General features: G+C 65.7%; 15 protein-coding genes. 4 read left to right on the top strand and 11 right to left on the bottom strand.

What is annotated here, in order from left to right; all coding sequences use genetic code 11:
• Nucleotides 1-145: 145 nt before the first annotated feature.
• The 3 genes from I6F38_RS09635 to I6F38_RS09625 form a co-directional block, all read right to left on the bottom strand.
• Nucleotides 146-1,012 carry an MlaD family protein gene (locus tag I6F38_RS09635; RefSeq protein ID WP_225160134.1) on the bottom strand — a complete coding sequence of 289 codons (867 nt, stop codon included), beginning with the start codon at nucleotides 1,010-1,012 and terminating at the stop codon, nucleotides 146-148.
• Between the two features lie 119 nt (nucleotides 1,013-1,131).
• Nucleotides 1,132-1,902, bottom strand: coding sequence for an ABC transporter ATP-binding protein (locus I6F38_RS09630; RefSeq protein ID WP_028338275.1), 771 nt, complete (start codon nucleotides 1,900-1,902; stop codon nucleotides 1,132-1,134).
• A gap of 2 nt (nucleotides 1,903-1,904) precedes the next feature.
• Nucleotides 1,905-3,038 carry an ABC transporter permease gene (locus I6F38_RS09625; protein WP_038380720.1) on the bottom strand — a complete coding sequence of 378 codons (1,134 nt, stop codon included), beginning with the start codon at nucleotides 3,036-3,038 and terminating at the stop codon, nucleotides 1,905-1,907.
• A 141-nt stretch (nucleotides 3,039-3,179) separates the two neighbouring features.
• On the opposite strand from I6F38_RS09625, the gene dgcA reads away from it, so the two are divergent.
• Entirely contained in the window at nucleotides 3,180-4,181 is a 1,002-nt protein-coding gene (gene dgcA / locus I6F38_RS09620; RefSeq protein WP_016841244.1) for an N-acetyl-D-Glu racemase DgcA, read from the top strand.
• A 25-nt stretch (nucleotides 4,182-4,206) separates the two neighbouring features.
• On the opposite strand, the gene I6F38_RS09615 is transcribed toward dgcA, so the two are convergent.
• A complete protein-coding gene (locus tag I6F38_RS09615; RefSeq protein WP_016841245.1) occupies nucleotides 4,207-5,409 on the bottom strand; it encodes an MFS transporter in 1,203 nt (400 codons plus the stop codon).
• 75 nt (nucleotides 5,410-5,484) lie between these two features.
• Between I6F38_RS09615 and I6F38_RS09610 the strand changes: the two genes are divergently transcribed.
• A complete protein-coding gene (locus I6F38_RS09610; protein WP_172647662.1) occupies nucleotides 5,485-6,780 on the top strand; it encodes a hypothetical protein in 1,296 nt (431 codons plus the stop codon).
• A gap of 140 nt (nucleotides 6,781-6,920) precedes the next feature.
• Here the strand turns inward: I6F38_RS09610 and I6F38_RS09605 are convergent, their stop codons facing one another.
• The 4 genes from I6F38_RS09605 to thiD form a co-directional block, all read right to left on the bottom strand.
• A complete protein-coding gene (locus tag I6F38_RS09605) occupies nucleotides 6,921-7,910 on the bottom strand; it encodes a threonine/serine dehydratase (protein WP_016841247.1) in 990 nt (329 codons plus the stop codon).
• A gap of 56 nt (nucleotides 7,911-7,966) precedes the next feature.
• On the bottom strand, nucleotides 7,967-9,058 hold the full coding sequence (locus I6F38_RS09600; protein WP_016841248.1) for a glycosyltransferase family 1 protein: 1,092 nt from the start codon (nucleotides 9,056-9,058) through the stop codon (nucleotides 7,967-7,969).
• Nucleotides 9,055-9,867, bottom strand: a complete 813-nt coding sequence (locus I6F38_RS09595) for a UDP-2,3-diacylglucosamine diphosphatase (RefSeq protein ID WP_050994092.1) — start codon at nucleotides 9,865-9,867, stop codon at nucleotides 9,055-9,057. Before I6F38_RS09595 ends, I6F38_RS09600 begins: the two co-directional genes overlap by 4 nt.
• A 339-nt stretch (nucleotides 9,868-10,206) precedes the next feature.
• A complete protein-coding gene (gene thiD, locus I6F38_RS09590) occupies nucleotides 10,207-11,004 on the bottom strand; it encodes a bifunctional hydroxymethylpyrimidine kinase/phosphomethylpyrimidine kinase (protein ID WP_075968999.1) in 798 nt (265 codons plus the stop codon).
• 194 nt (nucleotides 11,005-11,198) lie between these two features.
• On the opposite strand from thiD, the gene I6F38_RS09585 reads away from it, so the two are divergent.
• On the top strand, nucleotides 11,199-11,444 hold the full coding sequence (locus tag I6F38_RS09585; RefSeq protein ID WP_016845986.1) for an Lrp/AsnC ligand binding domain-containing protein: 246 nt from the start codon (nucleotides 11,199-11,201) through the stop codon (nucleotides 11,442-11,444).
• Between the two features lie 122 nt (nucleotides 11,445-11,566).
• Here the strand turns inward: I6F38_RS09585 and I6F38_RS09580 are convergent, their stop codons facing one another.
• Complete coding sequence (locus I6F38_RS09580) at nucleotides 11,567-12,502, bottom strand: cytochrome c (RefSeq protein ID WP_016845985.1); 936 nt, start codon at nucleotides 12,500-12,502, stop codon at nucleotides 11,567-11,569.
• 165 nt (nucleotides 12,503-12,667) lie between these two features.
• On the opposite strand from I6F38_RS09580, the gene I6F38_RS09575 reads away from it, so the two are divergent.
• Nucleotides 12,668-13,090: a CHRD domain-containing protein gene (locus tag I6F38_RS09575; protein ID WP_016845984.1), complete on the top strand. Its 423-nt coding sequence runs from the start codon at nucleotides 12,668-12,670 to the stop codon at nucleotides 13,088-13,090.
• 149 nt (nucleotides 13,091-13,239) lie between these two features.
• On the opposite strand, the gene I6F38_RS09570 is transcribed toward I6F38_RS09575, so the two are convergent.
• Nucleotides 13,240-13,686 carry a cytochrome c gene (locus I6F38_RS09570; protein WP_016845983.1) on the bottom strand — a complete coding sequence of 149 codons (447 nt, stop codon included), beginning with the start codon at nucleotides 13,684-13,686 and terminating at the stop codon, nucleotides 13,240-13,242.
• Between the two features lie 103 nt (nucleotides 13,687-13,789).
• Nucleotides 13,790-16,099: a xanthine dehydrogenase family protein molybdopterin-binding subunit gene (locus I6F38_RS09565; RefSeq protein ID WP_016845982.1), complete on the bottom strand. Its 2,310-nt coding sequence runs from the start codon at nucleotides 16,097-16,099 to the stop codon at nucleotides 13,790-13,792.
• Between the last annotated feature and the right edge of the window lie 76 nt (nucleotides 16,100-16,175).

The raw sequence follows: 16,175 nt of genomic DNA, 5'->3' as shown, positions 1-16,175 counted from the left end.
TCCATCGCACCGAGCTTGCGGAACGATGGATTGCTTCGCGGAGCCTGTCATCGCGCGCGTTCGCGCGACCCGTTGGCTCGCAATGACGGGTCTGGCAGAGAAGGAAGGCTATTGGCTATTCGCCACGCACCAGTCACCTGTCACGTCACTGCCGCCGCCGCGGCCCGGGTGCGGTCGGAGCCGGCGCGGGCTCGGGTGCGGCGTTGTTGCTGCCACCGAAGATCACCCGGCTCGGGTTGCGGTCGAAATTGTTCACCGCGCGGCTGATGTCGGACAGCGTCCTGCGACCGTCGTTGATCAGGAGATTGGAGCGCTTGTCGAGATCCTCGGCGAGCTCGCGGATCGACTTCACCATCAGGTTCAGCTCGCTGCCATTGTTGCCGCCCGCGATCGCATTGAGGCCCAGCATCAGGCTGTCGGCCTTGCCCATCACGCCGTCGACCTTGAGCATGACGTTGTCGATCTTCTCGGAATTGCGCGCCAGCGCCTGGGTGAAGACCTCGAGATTCTTCAGCGAATTCTTCACCGACTGCTGATTGTCGGCGACGATGCGGTTGACGTTTTGCAGGGTGGCGCGGATCGCCTCGGTGACGTCCTGCAGCGCATTCGGGTCGGCGGTCAGAACCGGGATGCCGTCCTCGTCCAGCGGCACCGGCGGGGCGGCCTCCTCGCCGCCCTTAAGCGAAATCGCGGCGACGCCGGTGAGCCCCTGGAACTCGAGACCGACCAGGGTGTCCTTGCGGAGCGGTGCGTTGTTCTCGATCATCGCCAGCGCGACCACGCGTCGCGGGTTGTCGAGCTTCACGGAGACCACTTCCCCTATCCGAATACCGTTAAAATTGACATTGCCGCCGTTGCGCAGGCCTGACGCCGGCCCTTCGAAGATCACCCGCAAGGGGCTGCGCTGCTTGGTGGTGTGGAGGCTCTGGAACCACAGCACGAAGCCGAACGCGGCGGCGATCACCGCCAGCGTGAAAGCCCCGATCAAGACGTAGTTCGCCCGCGTTTCCATCAATTACTCGCGTTAATCACTCTTGGGCCCTCGCGCAGCCGGCTGCGCTCGAACCCGTCGAATTCCCTGTTGGCGCATGATCTCGTCCGAAAATCGGCTCCAGGTTTCGGGATCATGGGCTAGGCCACAACGGCACGGGCGCGCTTGCCGTTGAAATATTGCTGCAGCCATGGATGCTGCGATGCCTTCATGTCGGCGATCGATCCTGCAGCAATGATCTTACCGTTCCCTAAAACGGCGATACGGTCGCACGCGGTGTAAAGACTGTCGAGATCGTGCGTTACCATGAAAACGGTCAGCCCCAAAGTGCGCTGCAGGGTGCGCACCAGCTCGTCAAACTCGCCGGCGCCGATCGGATCGAGACCCGAGGTCGGCTCGTCGAGAAACACGAGTTCTGGATCGAGCGCGAGTGCCCGCGCCAGCGCGACGCGCTTGATCATGCCGCCCGACAATTCCGACGGATAACGATCGGCGACTTCCGGCTTCAGCCCGACCATCACGAGTTTCGCCACCATGATCTCGTCGAGCAGCCGCTGCGAGACGCGCAGATACTCGCGCGCCGGAAACTGGATGTTCTGGCGCACCGTGAGCGAGGAGAACAGCGCGCCCTGCTGGAACAGGATGCCCCAGCGGCGCTCGACGGCACGGCGCTGCGAGGTGCTCGCGGCGTCGAGATCGACGCCGAACACTTCGATGCGGCCGGCGACCTTCGGCACGAGCCCGATGATGGTGCGCGTCAGCACCGACTTGCCGGCGCCCGAGGGCCCGACGAAGCCGAGGATCTCGCCGCGCCTGACGTCGAGGTTGAGGCCGTCGAGCACCCGCGTGTTGCCGAATTGAACCGTGATGTCGCGGACCCGGATGATGGCGTCGTTGTCCTCTTCCGCCATGATCACATCCCGATCGAGGCGAAGAAGATCGCGAACACGCCGTCCATCACGATCACGAAGAAGATTCCTTTCACCACCGATGCGGTGGTGTGCTGTCCGAGCGACTCCGCCGAACCCTGTACCGCCAGGCCTTCGACGCAGGCGACGATACCGATCACCGCCGCCATGACCGGCGCCTTGACCATGCCGACGATGAAATGGTCGATCGATATGGCATCACGAAGGCGGAGCAGGAAAGCCTCCGGATCGACGCCGCCATAGAGCCAGGCCACCAGGCCGCCGCCATAGAGCGCGGCCATCGCGCCGAGAAAGGCCAGGATCGGCAGCGCCAGCACCAGCGCCAGCATGCGCGGCAGGATCAGGACCTCGATCGGATCGAAGCCCATGGTGCGCAGCGCGTCGATCTCCTCGCGCATCTTCATCGAGCCGAGCTCGGCGGTATAGGCGGAGCCGGAACGGCCCGCGACCATGATCGCGACCAAGAGCACGCCGATCTCGCGCAGCACCAGGACGCCCAGCATGTCGACGACGAAGATGTCGGCGCCGAACCTGCGGAAATGGAAGATGCCCTGCTGCGAGATGATGCAGCCGATCAGGAAGGTGATCAGCACCACGATCGGCACCGCGCGCCAGCACACCTGCTCGAGGTGATGCACCGTCGAGGTCAGGCGGAAGCTGCGCGGATGGATCAGCACCTTGCCGGAGGCCGCCAGCACCGCGCCGAGCATGTCGACGAGGCCGATGATCGTGCCGCCGATCCCGGCCACGGTGCGCCCGATCTGCTCGAGCATGCCTGATATCGACAGCGGGTCGCTGACCACCCTGGGCGCGGGACCGACGCGGCGGACCTCGTCGACCAGGCTGGAATAATTGGCCGACAGGCCGGCGATCTCGGCTTCCGCGCTGGCGTCGCTGAGGCTGCGGCGCAGCCGCTCGATCAGCCAGGCGCCGAAGGTGTCGAGGCTCGCGACCTGCGACACGTCGATGAAAATGTGCGGCCGGCTCCCGCGCAGCTTCTCCGCGTCGGAGACGATCCGCTCGAGCGCAGGGGCAAAGCGGGCGGTCCAGTTGCCCGCCGCACACAACGCCAGTCCTTCGCCTTGGGCTATCCGCTCCAGTGTCGGGTCGCCGCTCACCTTTTGCCTACCCCTCAAGCCGGCTGGCTGCCGCTAACGCTGATCTCCGGCGTTGCCGGATCGGCTTGTCGAATCTGCCGCTAACCAGCCATAGTTGGCTGCGCGTCGCAAGCCACGGTTCAGGAAATAGTAGACTTTAAAATGACTTCCACCCCATCCGGAGCGATTTCCCTGACCGGTCGGATCGAGCGCTGGCCGATCGCGGGGACCTTCACGATCAGCCGCGGCGCCAAGACCGAGGCCATCGTGGTGGTCGCCGAGGTAAGCCAGGGCGGCCTCATTGGCCGCGGCGAATGCGTGCCCTACCCGCGCTATGGCGAAACGCCCGAGGCGACGCTGCTGGCGATCCAGGCGATGCAGGCGCCGCTCGCCGGCGGCATGGACCGCATCCCCTTGCAGGAGCGGATGCCCGCCGGCGCCGCCCGCAATGCGCTGGATTGCGCGCTGGCGGACCTTGAGGCCAAACGCGCCGGCAAACGGATCTGGAACCTGCTCGGCCGGCCCGCGCCGGAGCCGCGCACCACCGCCTATACGATCTCGCTCGGGACGCCCGAGGCGATGGCGGAGGCCACCGCGAAGGCTGCGCATCGTCAGTTGCTCAAGATCAAGCTCGGCGGCGATGGCGACGGCGCACGGATCGCCGCCGTGCGCAAGGCGGCGCCTCGATCCGAGCTGATCGTCGATGCCAACGAAGCCTGGACCGAGGATAACCTCGCCGCCAACCTCGCGGCCTGCGCCGATGCCGGCGTCACCCTGATCGAGCAGCCGCTGCCGGCGGGCAAGGACGAGGCGCTGGCGCGGATCCCGCGCCCGGTTGCGGTCTGCGCCGACGAGAGCGTGCACGACCGTGGCTCGCTTGCCGGCCTGCGCGGCCGCTATGACGCCGTCAACATCAAGCTCGACAAGACCGGCGGCCTGACCGAAGCGCTGGCGATGGCGGATGCCGCCCGTGCGCTCGGCTTCGAGATCATGATCGGCTGCATGGTCGCGACCTCGCTCGCGATGGCACCGGCGATGCTGATCGCGCAGCAGGCCCGCTTCGTCGACCTCGACGGCCCGCTGCTGCTGGCCAGGGACCGCGACCACGGCCTGCGCTACGAGGGCAGCCTGGTCCATCCGCCCGACGCCGCGCTCTGGGGCTAACCGGCTCTCTTGTTGACGCGTTTTCCTAGCGCGAACCGGTCCCCACTTCGCTTGAAAACGCTATGAAGCGCTTGCGCGCCAGCCACATCACGAGCCCGCCCGTGGCCGCCATTGCGGCCATCATGTCGTAGACGCCGAGCCCGAAGCGCGCATAGACCATGCCGCTGACGATCGCGGTGGTGCTCGCGACAATGCCGCCGCAGGCGGTGAGATAGCCTTGCGCGCGCGCCATCACGTGAACCGGCACGTGATGCACCATCAGGCCCATGATGCCGACCTGCGTCAGGCCGAAGCTCAGCCCATGTCCGAGCTGGACCACGGCAAGCACCGCAAGCGGCGGGTCCTGCGCGGTGATCGCCCAGCGCGCCGCGGCACTGGAGGCTGCGATCATCACCAGCACCGCCGACGGCAGCGTGAAGCGCGGCGAGGCCGCAAACAGCACGATCTCGGCGATCACGCCGAGCACCCAGAGACACGCGATCGTCAGGCCGCTGAAGCCGGCCTGCTGCCAGGCAATCGATGCGAAGATGTAATAGGCGCCGTGGCTGCCCTGGATCAGCGCCGAGGATACGATGATGGCGAGGAAGGTGGGATTGCGCAGCAGTTTTGGCGCGCCGGCCGCAGGTGTGACGGCTGCCACTCGGCGGCCCAGCGGCCGCAGCGTCAACCCGACCAGCGCGCCGAGCACCGTCACGGCCGTGATGATCCAGATCAGGTCGACCTCCGCGACATAGCGGAGCAGGAAGCCGCTCAGCAGCGCGCAGACCGCGAAGGCGGCCGAGCCCCAGAGCCGCAGCGGTCCGTAGCTGAGGCCGAATTGCCTGACGCCGCGCAGCGCATAGGCGTCGGTGAGCGGCACCATCGGCGTCCAGACGCAGCAGGTCAGCGCATAGATCGCCAGCAGCACGAACGGCTGGCGCTGGGTGCCGATCACGGCAAAGCCGAACGCCGTGGCGAATCCGGTGGCGATGATCGCCCCGCGCAGCATCTGGCGCCGTTCCGCCGCCGCGGTGACCAGCGGCAGCACGGTGAAGCGCGTCACCGGCGGCACCGCGGTAATGATGCCGATCCAGGTGGCGTCGATGCCGATCGCCTTCAGCCACACCGTGAAAAACGGCAGGTGAACCCCGGTCATGCCGAACAGCGTGGCGTAGAATGCCGCGAGTCGGTTCGCGAATCGCCGCGATGCAACCTTTGCTGCAATGGGGATTTGTGATTCGGAAGACATCAATTCAATTGCGATTCGCGCGATATCGTGGTGATCGTTAGCGTAACGCGCAGTGATTTGCGCGGAGAGATTGTGATGGCCGAAGAAGCATTCGCCCTGTCGCCGATATCCGCCCGCGCGGCCCTGCCGAGCGAGGAGGACTATGCCGCGATCAGCGCGGCCTTCATGGAGACTTCGCGGGGCCGCTGGTTCCTCGGCGAATACGCCAAGCGCAACCGCAATGCCGATACCCGCATGGTGCTCGATGCGGTGGTGCGGATCGAGGAAAGCCTCAGCGCGCAGCGGCAAGCCGCCGCAGCGGCGATCAGGGACGAGCAGCTGGCGCAGGCGCTGGCCGCCCTGCGCGGCGCAATCGAAGCCGCCCAGGCCTCGGCCATGGCCGCGCTCGACGGCATCAGCTTCGAGCAGAGCCTCGCGCCGGTGCGCAAGGGCGTGCGGGTGATCAGGGAGATCTCCTGGCGGTTGCGCGAGATCGGCAATGACGGCCGGATCTGCGACATCATCGATTCGCAGGTCAGCGCGATCGAGGCCGGCGCCGCCGAGGTCTCGATGGACGATGCCAAGGCCGTGCTGGATGCCGGCTTCGCTGCGCTGGCCCGCCGCCTGAGCGAGTTCGATCCGGACAAGGCGGCGACGCCTGCGGCCGAGCCTGATGTGGCCGAGGCGCCGGTTGCGGAGCCGCCGGCAGCGGCCGCCGCGCCGCCACCGGTGGCTGAAAGTGCAGCCCCCGATATGGCCGCCACGCCGCCAGCGCCGCCTCAGGAAGCCGCTGCGACGCCGAACGTCGAAGCCGCGATTCCCGGCACCGAGGCCGCTACGGCCGTCATGCCACAGCCGAGCGAAGCCTGGATCAAGGCTGAAGCCGCACTGACCGAAGCCGAGGCCGCAGAGCTCGCCCGCGTCAGCGACGAAGCGGCGGCCGACGCCCATGACGAGGCGGTGCTCGACCTGATCGCGATGGAGATGGGTGCGCCCGATCCGATCGACGAAGAGGCGATCGCAGAGGAAATGCGCGCCGCCGAGGAGATGCGCATCGCGGAAGCGATGGGCGTCGCCGAGGCGATGGCGGTCGAGCCGGAAATGGTTGCGCCGGCCATTCAGCCCGAGCCGGCGCCCGCGCCGACGGTCGAGGTCAGGGCCGAAGTCAAGATCGAGCCGTCACCGCTGGCCGCAGCGCCGATTGCCGAAACTCTGGTGATGCCGCCGCCTCTCCCGCCCACCGTTGAGGCTGCTGCTCCCGCAGCGGAGATCTCACTCGGCTCGACGATCATCGCCAGCGGTCTTCTGAAAAGGCCAAGCGTCGCGGCCAACGATCCACTCGCGCCGATCCGCCGCATGAGCCAGGCCGAGAAGATCGCGTTCTTCTCGTAACCTCGACTTTTCATATCCGGTCATTGCCGGGCTTGACCCGCGCAAGACGACTGGCGCGCGAAGCATTTATGTCCCGTGGGCCTGCACACGCAACGTGAGCCAGCTCATGTACCGCGGCAGCATCTGTGCCTAACCCGGCGTCAGGCAACGAGTTTCGCGAACAGGTCGGCGTCGACATTGCCGCCCGACAGCACGATAACGACGTTCTTGCCCTTGGCATCGATCCGCCCGGCAAGCAGCGCGGCGAGCCCGACCGCGCCGCCGGGCTCGACCACGAGCTTCAGCTCGCGATAGGCGAAGGCAACGGCGGCGCCGACTTCGTCATCGGTGGCGTTGACGCCATTTGCGAGCAGCTTGCTGTTGATGGCGAAGGTCAGTTCGCCCGGCATCATCGCCATCAGCGCATCGCAGATGGTCCGCGCCGCGACTGGATGCGCCTCGCGATGCCCGACCTTGAGCGACAGAGCGTGATCGTCATAGCCCGCGGGCTCGGCGACGATCACCTGGGCCTGCGGATATTTCGCCTTCACCGCGGTTGCGACGCCGGCGATCAATCCGCCGCCCGAAGCCGGCGCGACCACGATGTCGGGCGTCAGCCCGAGCGCAGCCATGTCTTCGGCGATCTCGCGGCCGGCGGTGCCCTGGCCCGCGATCACGAAGGGATCGTCGTAGGGGCGCACCAAGGTCGCGCCGCGCTTGCCGGCAATGCCGTTGGCGATCGCCTCGCGGTCGTCGCGATCGCGGTCGTAGAGCACGACTTCGGCGCCATAGGATTTGGTGCGCTCGCGCTTGGTGATCGGCGAGTCCGCAGGCATCACGATGGTCGCCTGCATGTTGAGGATCTTGGCCGCCGCGGCGACGCCCTGGGCGTGGTTGCCCGAGGAGAACGCGACGACGCCGCCGCTCCGCTTGTCCTGCGGGATCGAGGCGAGCTTGTTGAAGGCGCCGCGAAACTTGAACGATCCGGTCCGCTGCAGCATTTCGGGCTTGAGGAAAACCTGGCTGCCGACGCGTTCGTTGAGAACGGGGAAGGTCAGGAGCGGCGTGCGCACCGCGAACGGCGCAACCACCCTTGCGGCAGCATCGATGTCCGCGGCAGCGACGGGTGGATTGAGAACGGTGTCCGTCATTCGCGATTTGTATCGCGGCGACGGGCTGGCGGGCAAGACGCTTTAGCGTGACCTGACTAGCGTGAGTTCGGCTGAGGTGCCGGCAGGACGGCGAAATGGTGCTCTTCGGCACCGAATTCGAACGCCTCCCCCTCGCCATCCGGCGGCGCGGGACGGACGTTCATGCAACGGTCGATGAACACCCGGGCCGACGCCTGCCAGGTGTGGAGCGCGGCAAAATCGACGCAGGCCTGCCGCGGGATGCTGAGCGCCTCGAGGCAGGCATGGCGCAGATCCTCGTCGAGCACACCGACCGGCGCCGCGCCGATCACGTCGCGGGGACCGGTGACCGGAAAAGCGGCAACCGGCAGGCCGCTCGCCAACGCTTCAAGCAGCACCAGACCGAACGTATCGGTCCGGCTCGGGAAAACGAACACATCGGCCGCGGCGTAGATCTCAGCCAATTCTTCCCCATGGCGGGCGCCGAGGAACACGGCGTCCGGATATTTCCGCTCCAGCGCCGCCCGCGCCGGGCCGTCGCCGACCACGACCTTGGTTCCCGGCAAATCGAGCTCGAGGAAGGCCTCCAGATTCTTCTCCACCGCCACCCGGCCGACGCTGAGATAGACCGGCTGCGGCAGGCAGAGATCGACGTCGCGCGGATGGAACAGCGCGGTATCGACGCCGCGCGACCACAGCACCACGTTGCGGAAGCCGCGCTGGCGCAACTCGGCTGCCAGCGCCGGGGTCGCCGCCATCACCGCCCGGCTCGGCCTGTGGAACCAGCGCAGCGCGCGCCACACCCAGGCTTCCGGGACCGGCGTCCGCGCCGAGACGTATTCGGGGAAGCGGGTATGGAAGCTCGTCGTGAACGGCAGGCCGCGCTTGCGGCAATAGCGGCGCACCGCAAGCCCGATCGGGCCCTCGGTCGCGATATGGATGCTGTCGGGCCTCGCCGCCTCGATCAGACTTGCGACCTTGGCCCGGTACGGCAGCGCCAGCCGGAGATCGCGATAGCTCGGCATCGCGAAGGTGCGGAACTCGTCCGGCGTCAGGAAGCTCACCTCGACGCCGAGCGATTTCGCCGCCTGTGCCATCATGGTCAGCGTGCGGACAACCCCGTTGACCTGGGGATGCCACGCATCGGTCGCGACCAGGATATGCGTCATGCAGCGCGTGCCGTCACTCGCGGAGCTGGCGCGATCCGGCGCACCGGGTCGGTCCAGCTGATGATCTCGAAATGGCCGTCCTCGTGCTCGGCGAGCGCGGTGCAGCTCTCCACCCAGTCGCCGCAATTCATGTAGCGGATGCCGTGCTCGTCATGAATCGTCGCGTAGTGGATGTGGCCGCAGATCACGCCGTCGCAGCCGTGGCGCCGCGCCTCGCCGGCAAGCGTCGCCTCGAACGCGCCGATATAGTTCACCGCCTTCTTGACCTTCAGCTTGGCCCATTGCGACAGCGACCAGTACGGCACGCCGAACATCTTGCGGAAGAAGTTGACGAAGCGATTCATCTGGATCGCGAAGTCGTAGGCCTTGTCGCCGAGATGGGCGAGCCAGCGCGCGTTCTGCACCACGAGGTCGAAGATGTCGCCGTGGATCACGAGGTAGCGCTTGCCGTCGGCACCGGTGTGAACGGTGTTCTCCACCACGTCGATGCCGCCGAAATGCGTGCCGTAATATTTGCGCAGGAACTCGTCGTGGTTGCCCGGGACGTAGATCACCTTGGCGCCCTTGCGCGCCTTGCGCAGCATCTTCTGCACGAAATCGTTATGGGTCTGCGGCCAGTACCAGTTCGACTTCAGCGCCCAGCCGTCGACGATATCACCAACGAGGTAGATCGTGTCGGCATCGTGAGAGCGGAGGAAGTCCAGCAGGCGGTCGGCTTGCGAACCGCGGGCTCCGAGATGGACATCGGAGATAAACAAAGTGCGAAAGTGCCGCTCTGGACTTTCTTCACTCAAGGAGTCACTTCCCATGCCTGTGCACCTAACAGATTCCTGTGACAAGGCGATGACGATCCCCGTGACCCAAAGCCCCACAAACAGTTAACGAGAATCAGCAGTACGCCCCTGCCCTGCGGATAACAGCAGCGTGCGACAATCTGGCGACATCGGCGGTCGCGGCTGTGTGGAAGAGGCGTTGTGTTGGCTGCGTAACGCGATGGAACGACCCGCGCGGTGCGTAGCCCGGATGGAGCGAAGCGCAATCCGGGTTCTGCGTCCGCGGATGATCTGTTCCCGGATTTCGCGGAGCCTGTCATCGGGCGCGCGTTCGCGCGACCCGTTGGCTCCATCCGGGCTACGCAGCTCCGGGCTTCAGTAATATTTGTGAAAGTGATGCACCGGCCCGTGGCCGTGGCCGACGGCAAAACGATCGGCAGCGGCGATTGCTTCGGTGATCCAGGCCTTGGCGTTGCGCACGGAGGTCTCCATGCTCTCGCCCTTCGCGAGCCCTGCTGCGATTGCCGAGGACAGCGAGCAGCCGGTGCCATGCGTATTGGCGGTCGCAATGCGCGGCGCAGCCAGCGCGATGCTGCGCTCGGCGTCGATCAGATAGTCGATGCTGTCGGCGCCGTGGCCGTGGCCGCCCTTGACCAGCACCGCGCGACAGCCCATCGCCAGCAATCGCTTGCCTTGTCGCTCGACGTCGGCCTCGCTCTCGGCAACCGGTTCGTTGAGCAGCGCCGCCGCTTCCGGCAGGTTCGGCGTGATCAGCGAGGCCAGCGGAAACAGCAGGGTCTTCAGCGCATCGACCGCCTCGACGGCAAGCAGCCGATCGCCCGAGGTCGCGACCATCACCGGATCGAGCACGACATGGCGCGGCGCCCAGCGCATCAGCCCGTCGGCGATCGCCGCGATCGTCTCGGCCTGTGCCACCATGCCGATCTTGACCGCGCCGACCGCGAGGTCGGAGAACACCGCATCGATCTGGGCGGTGACGAATGACGCAGGCACCGGATGGATGCCGCTGACCCCCGTGGTGTTCTGCGCAGTCAGCGCCGTGATCGCGGAGGCGCCATACACCCCGAGCGCGGCAAAGCTCTTGAGGTCGGCCTGGATGCCCGCCCCGCCCGAGGAATCCGAGCCGGCAATGGTGAGCGCGACCGGCGTCATCTTGCAGCACCGGCGGTTGATACGAATGCGACCATCGCGAACAAGACCATGGCCTGTCCTAGCCCGGCCGCGGATCGACGGCAAGTTCGCCTGACTTTACCGCGAGTTGGCCTCGCCTTGCCCCCTTGCCTCGCCCCTTGCCTTGGCCGCCCGTTTTGGGCCTATAGTCGCGGAAATCCCCGGAGACGACTTTGATGGTTCCTTTCTTCGTCCAGATCAAATGCAAGCTCGGCCAGTCCTACACCGTCGCCAACGCGCTGGCGGAGGCCGAGATTGCGTCCGAGATCTATTCCACCGCGGGCAATTACGACCTTCTGGTCAAGTTCTACGTCGACCACGACACCGACATCGGCCATTTCATCAACGAGAAGGTTCAGGTGATCCCGGGCATCCAGGACACCCTCACCATCATCACCTTCAAGGCGTTCGGCGCGAAGTAGGACGCGTCCACGAGAGCATGATGAGATTGAGTCGAGCTTGAACGGCGTCGAAAGTTCACCTCGCCTTTGGGAGAGGTGAACCGAAACCGCGGCGAGCCGGTTCAACCAAAGCTCATCCTGCTTTACGACTCCTTCTCCTTCTCTTTCTTCACCGGCTTCGGCGGTCCCTCGACCGGCGGCAGCGACTTGATGTACTCGGCGATCGCGTCGCGGTCGGACGACGACAGTTGCGAGGTGTTGCGGATCACGCGCACCATCGACCCACCGGCGGAGTCTCCGTCCGGCGTCTGGCCGCTCTCGAGGAAATAGGCGATATCCTTCACACTCCAGTCCGAGATCCCCCTCGGCGTGATGTTGGGCACCCAGCCTTCGCCGTCCGGATTCGGACCACCGGCGAAGCGCTGCGCGGTGACGATGCCGCCGAGGACATTGCGCGGGCTGTGGCACTCGGCGCAGTGGCCGAAGCTGTTGACGAGATAGGCGCCGCGATACCAATGCGCGGAGCGGCTTGCATCCGCGATGAACGGCTTGCCGTTCATGAACAGCAACTTCCAGACGCCGACATTGCGCCTGATGTTGAAGAGAAACGGCAAATCGTGGTCGCGCACCTTGCCGGCGACCGGCGGCAAGGTCTTCAGATAGGCGAACAGGTCGCGCACATCGCTGACCTTGGCGTGCTGATAGGACGGGTACGGAAACGCCGGGAAATAGTGCGCACCCGATGGCGAGGTGCCCTTCATGACCGCCGTGACGAAATCGGCCTCGCTCCAGCGGCCGATGCCGTCGTTCGGGTCGGGCGAGATGTTCGGCGCATAGAAGGTGCCGAATGGCGAGGGGATCGCGAGCCCACCGCCGAGCCGTGTGCGGTCGTCCTGCTTCGGCACGGCATGGCAGGAGGAACATCCCCCGGCATTGAACGTTGTGAGGCCATTGGCCAGGTCAGGCTGATAGGCAGGCAGCGCGTCGGCGGCGACGGTCGCGGGGATCGTCAGCCACCAGAACACGCCAAAGCCGATTACGCCGGCCAGAATCGCCAGGAGGAAAATTCGTCGCAGCATTCACCAATCCGTCATTGGTCGCGTCAGTTCTTGGACCAGTATGATGGCAACCAGCCGGACAAGCTCGCATCAAATTTGCCGCACCCACGATCATTTGGGGAATAAATCCGAAAAACTGCTGTTTGAGGATTGCAACCATCCTGTGACGTCAAAGGGGAGAGAACCATGTCGAACAAGACCTTGCTTGCCACGCTGACGCTCGGCGCCGCCATCGCCCTCGCCGGTCCGGCCTTTGCCGAGAAGTTCACGGCGAAGCTGGACAGCAAGAGCGAAGTGCCGCCGAATACCAGCGCCGCCACCGGCACCGCCGACATCGACTACGACGCCGCCTCCAAGAAGCTGAGCTGGAAGCTGACCTATTCCGGCCTGTCGGGTCCAGCCACCGCCGCGCATTTCCACGGCCCCGCCGAGGCGGGCAAGAATGCGGGTGTCGCAGTCGCGATCCCGAACGCGACGTCGAGCCCGGTCGAAGGCAGCGCAACATTGACCGACGCGCAGGCCGCCGATCTGCTCGCCGGCAAGTACTATGTCAACGTTCACACCGCGGCCAATCCGGGCGGTGAGATCCGCGGCCAAGTGACCAAATAACAAGTGACGAAGTAATCCATCACCAAGCAATCCTCACGAAGCAATCGTCGCGAGCTCGCTCCAACAAGAAACGACCGACACAAAAAAGGGCGGACGCCTCAAAGCGTCCGCCCTTCTCATTGATCGAACGATGATGAGCCGAGTGGCGATCAGCCCTTCTTGAGGCGATAGGTCTCGTGACAGCCGCCGCACTGCTTGCCGATCAGGCCCAGTTCGGCCTTCAGCGTATCGACATCCTTGATCTTGCCCTTGGCATCGGCGACCGCCTTGGCGAAGCTCGCAGCCTGTTGCGCGAAACCGGCCTTGTCTTCCCAGATTTTCGGCGAGGGGGCGTAATCGCCGTCCAGCTTGACGCCTTTCATGCTCTCCGGGAACAGCGTTGGCAGCTGCTTGGCGGTGTCCTCGAACTGGGCCAGCGCGGCATTGACGGTCGCCTGGTCGTAGGGCTTCTCGCCCTTGAGCATCGCCGCCAGCGCGCCCGCATTCTTGCCATTGTCCTTCATCATGGCCTGGGTCTTCTTGACCTGATTTTGGTCGGCCACCACCGCCCCTGCACTCAACGCAAGCATCGCTGCGACGACGACAATCCGCTTCATCGGCAAAACCTCTCAATTCCGCTCTGTCCCGGTCCGCGATCTGCGGCCGGGCTGGTTTGCAAAACACCGCAGGCGGAATCTTCATTCCGCCTGCGACAATTTATCAGAGATTATGGCGGCGCTGCGCCTCGCGGATCGCGATCCAGACCCGTTCCGGCGTCGCCGGCATGTCGATGTGGTCGATCTTGTACTCGCGATGCAGCCCCTCGACGATCGCGTTGACGACCGCCGGGCACGAGCCGATCGCGCCGGCCTCGCCCGCGCCCTTCACGCCCATCGGATTGGTCGTGCAGGGCACGTTATGGGTCTCGAACACGAAGGACGGCCCGTCGGAGGCGCGCGGCAGCGCATAGTCCATGAACGTGCCGGTGACGAGCTGACCGTCGGTCGGGCTGTACACCGCCTGCTCCATCAGCGCCTGACCGATGCCCTGCATCGCGCCGCCATGAACCTGGCCCGCCAGCATCAGCGGATTGAGCGTGACGCCGAAATCGTCGACGATGACGTAGCTGACGATCTTGATGATGCCGGTGGCGGGATCGATCTCGACCTCGGCGAGATGCGTGCCGTTCGGATAGGTGCCGTCGGCGCTGGCGAAGGTCGCGCTCGCATTCATCTTCGACGTATCGCCGCCGGGGCGTTTGGCGAGATCGGCAAAGCTGATCGAGCGGTCGGTGCCGGCGATGCGGATACGGCCGTCGGCGATTTCGAGGTCGCCGGCGCCGGCTTCCAGCGCCTGCGCCGCAAGCTCCTTCAGCTTGTTGCCGAGATCATGCGTCGCGCGCTGCACGCTGACGCCGCCGGACGGAATCGATGCCGAGCCGCCGGTGCCGAGGCCGGTCGCGATCTTGTCGGTATCGCCCTGCAGCACATGGACGCGCTCGGGCGGCACGCCGAACTGCTCGGCGACGATCTGCGCATAGGCGGTCTGGTGGCCCTGCCCGCTCGACTGCGTGCCGATCAGGACCGAGATATCGCCATTGGCATCGAGCGCCACATTGGCGGTCTCCTCGCCCATGGTGCCGCAGACCTCGACATAGCTCGCCATGCCGATGCCCCGCACCAGGCCGTCCTTTCTGGCGGCCTTGGCGCGCTTCGGAAATTCCTTCCAGTTGGCAATCTCCATCGCGCGCTTCATGTGCGCGACGAAGTCGCCGGAGTCGTAGACCTTGCCGGTCGCGGTCGTGTAGGGCAGCGACTTCGGCGGAATGAAATTCTTCCGCCTGATGGAGTCCGGCGTCATGCCGAGCTTGCGCGCGGCGGCATCGACCAGGCGCTCGATGACATAGGCGGCCTCCGGGCGGCCGGCGCCGCGATAGGCATCGACCGGCACCGTGTTGGTGAACACGGTGCGGACCCGGCAGTGGAAGGCCTGGATGTCGTAGAGGCCCGGCAGCATGCCGGCGCCGCCATGCGGGATGTAAGGCGCGAAGGTCGAGAGATAGGCGCCCATGTCGCCCATCAGGTCGACATCCATGCCGAGGAATTTGCCGTCCTCGGCGAGCGCCATCTTCGCGGTGGTGAGATTGTCGCGGCCCTGCGCGTCGCCCATGAAATGGTCGGAGCGCTCGGCCGTCCATTTGATGCTCTTCTTGAGCTTGCGCGCGGCGACCGAGATCAGCGCATATTCGCGATAGGGAAACAGCTTGGTGCCAAAGCCGCCGCCGACATCCGGGCAGATTACCCGCATGTTCTCCTTCGGCATCTTCAGGATCATGTCGCAGAGGATCTCGCGCAGGCGGTGGCTGCCCTGGCTGCCGATCGTCAGCGTCAGATGATCCTTCTTGGCGTCGTATTCGGCGACCGCAGCGCGCGTCTCCATGAAATTGGTGATGACGCGCGGATTGACGATGGTGATCTCGGCCACCGCATGCGCCTTCGCGAACGCGTCCTCGGCGGCCTTCTTGTCGCCGATCGAGACGTCGAACAGCACATTGCCGGGCTTGTCCGGCCAGACCTGCGGCGCATCCTTCTTCACCGCATTGACGAGGCCGACCGCCGCCGGCAGCGGCGTCCATTTGACGTCGATCGCCTCGATCGCGTCACGGGCATGATCGACGGTGTCGGCGACCACAAAGGCCACCGCGTCGCCGACATGGCGCACCTCGTCCTTGGCGAGGATCGGATAAGGCGGTGCGGTGAACGGATCGGTCTCGAGATTGAACAGGCACGGCAGCCCGCCGAGTTCGGCGACGTCGGCGGCGGTCAGGATCAGCGCCACGCCGGGCATGCCGCGGGCCTTGCCGGCATCGATCGTGTAGGTCGCGTGCGCGTGCGGCGAGCGCAGCATCAGCGCGTGCAATGCGGGAGACGGTGCGACGTCGTCGGTGTAGCGGCCCTTGCCGCGAATCAGAGCGTCGTCCTCCTTGCGCCGCACACTTTGTCCGACGCCGAATTTGATGGGAGCTGCCATCGTCTCTCCAATTGCCTTGGTGTGTTTTGCGCATATTGGCGTGGTTGTCGGCGAAGCGCAAACCGCTTTCCGCCGC

Origin of the sequence: Bradyrhizobium sp. BRP56, assembly GCF_020194035.1 — a bacterium.
Classification (GTDB): Bacteria; Pseudomonadota; Alphaproteobacteria; order Rhizobiales; family Xanthobacteraceae; genus Bradyrhizobium; species Bradyrhizobium australafricanum.
The sequence above is the reverse complement of the archived record's forward strand: the minus strand, read 5'-3'. Positions and strand labels throughout refer to the sequence as shown.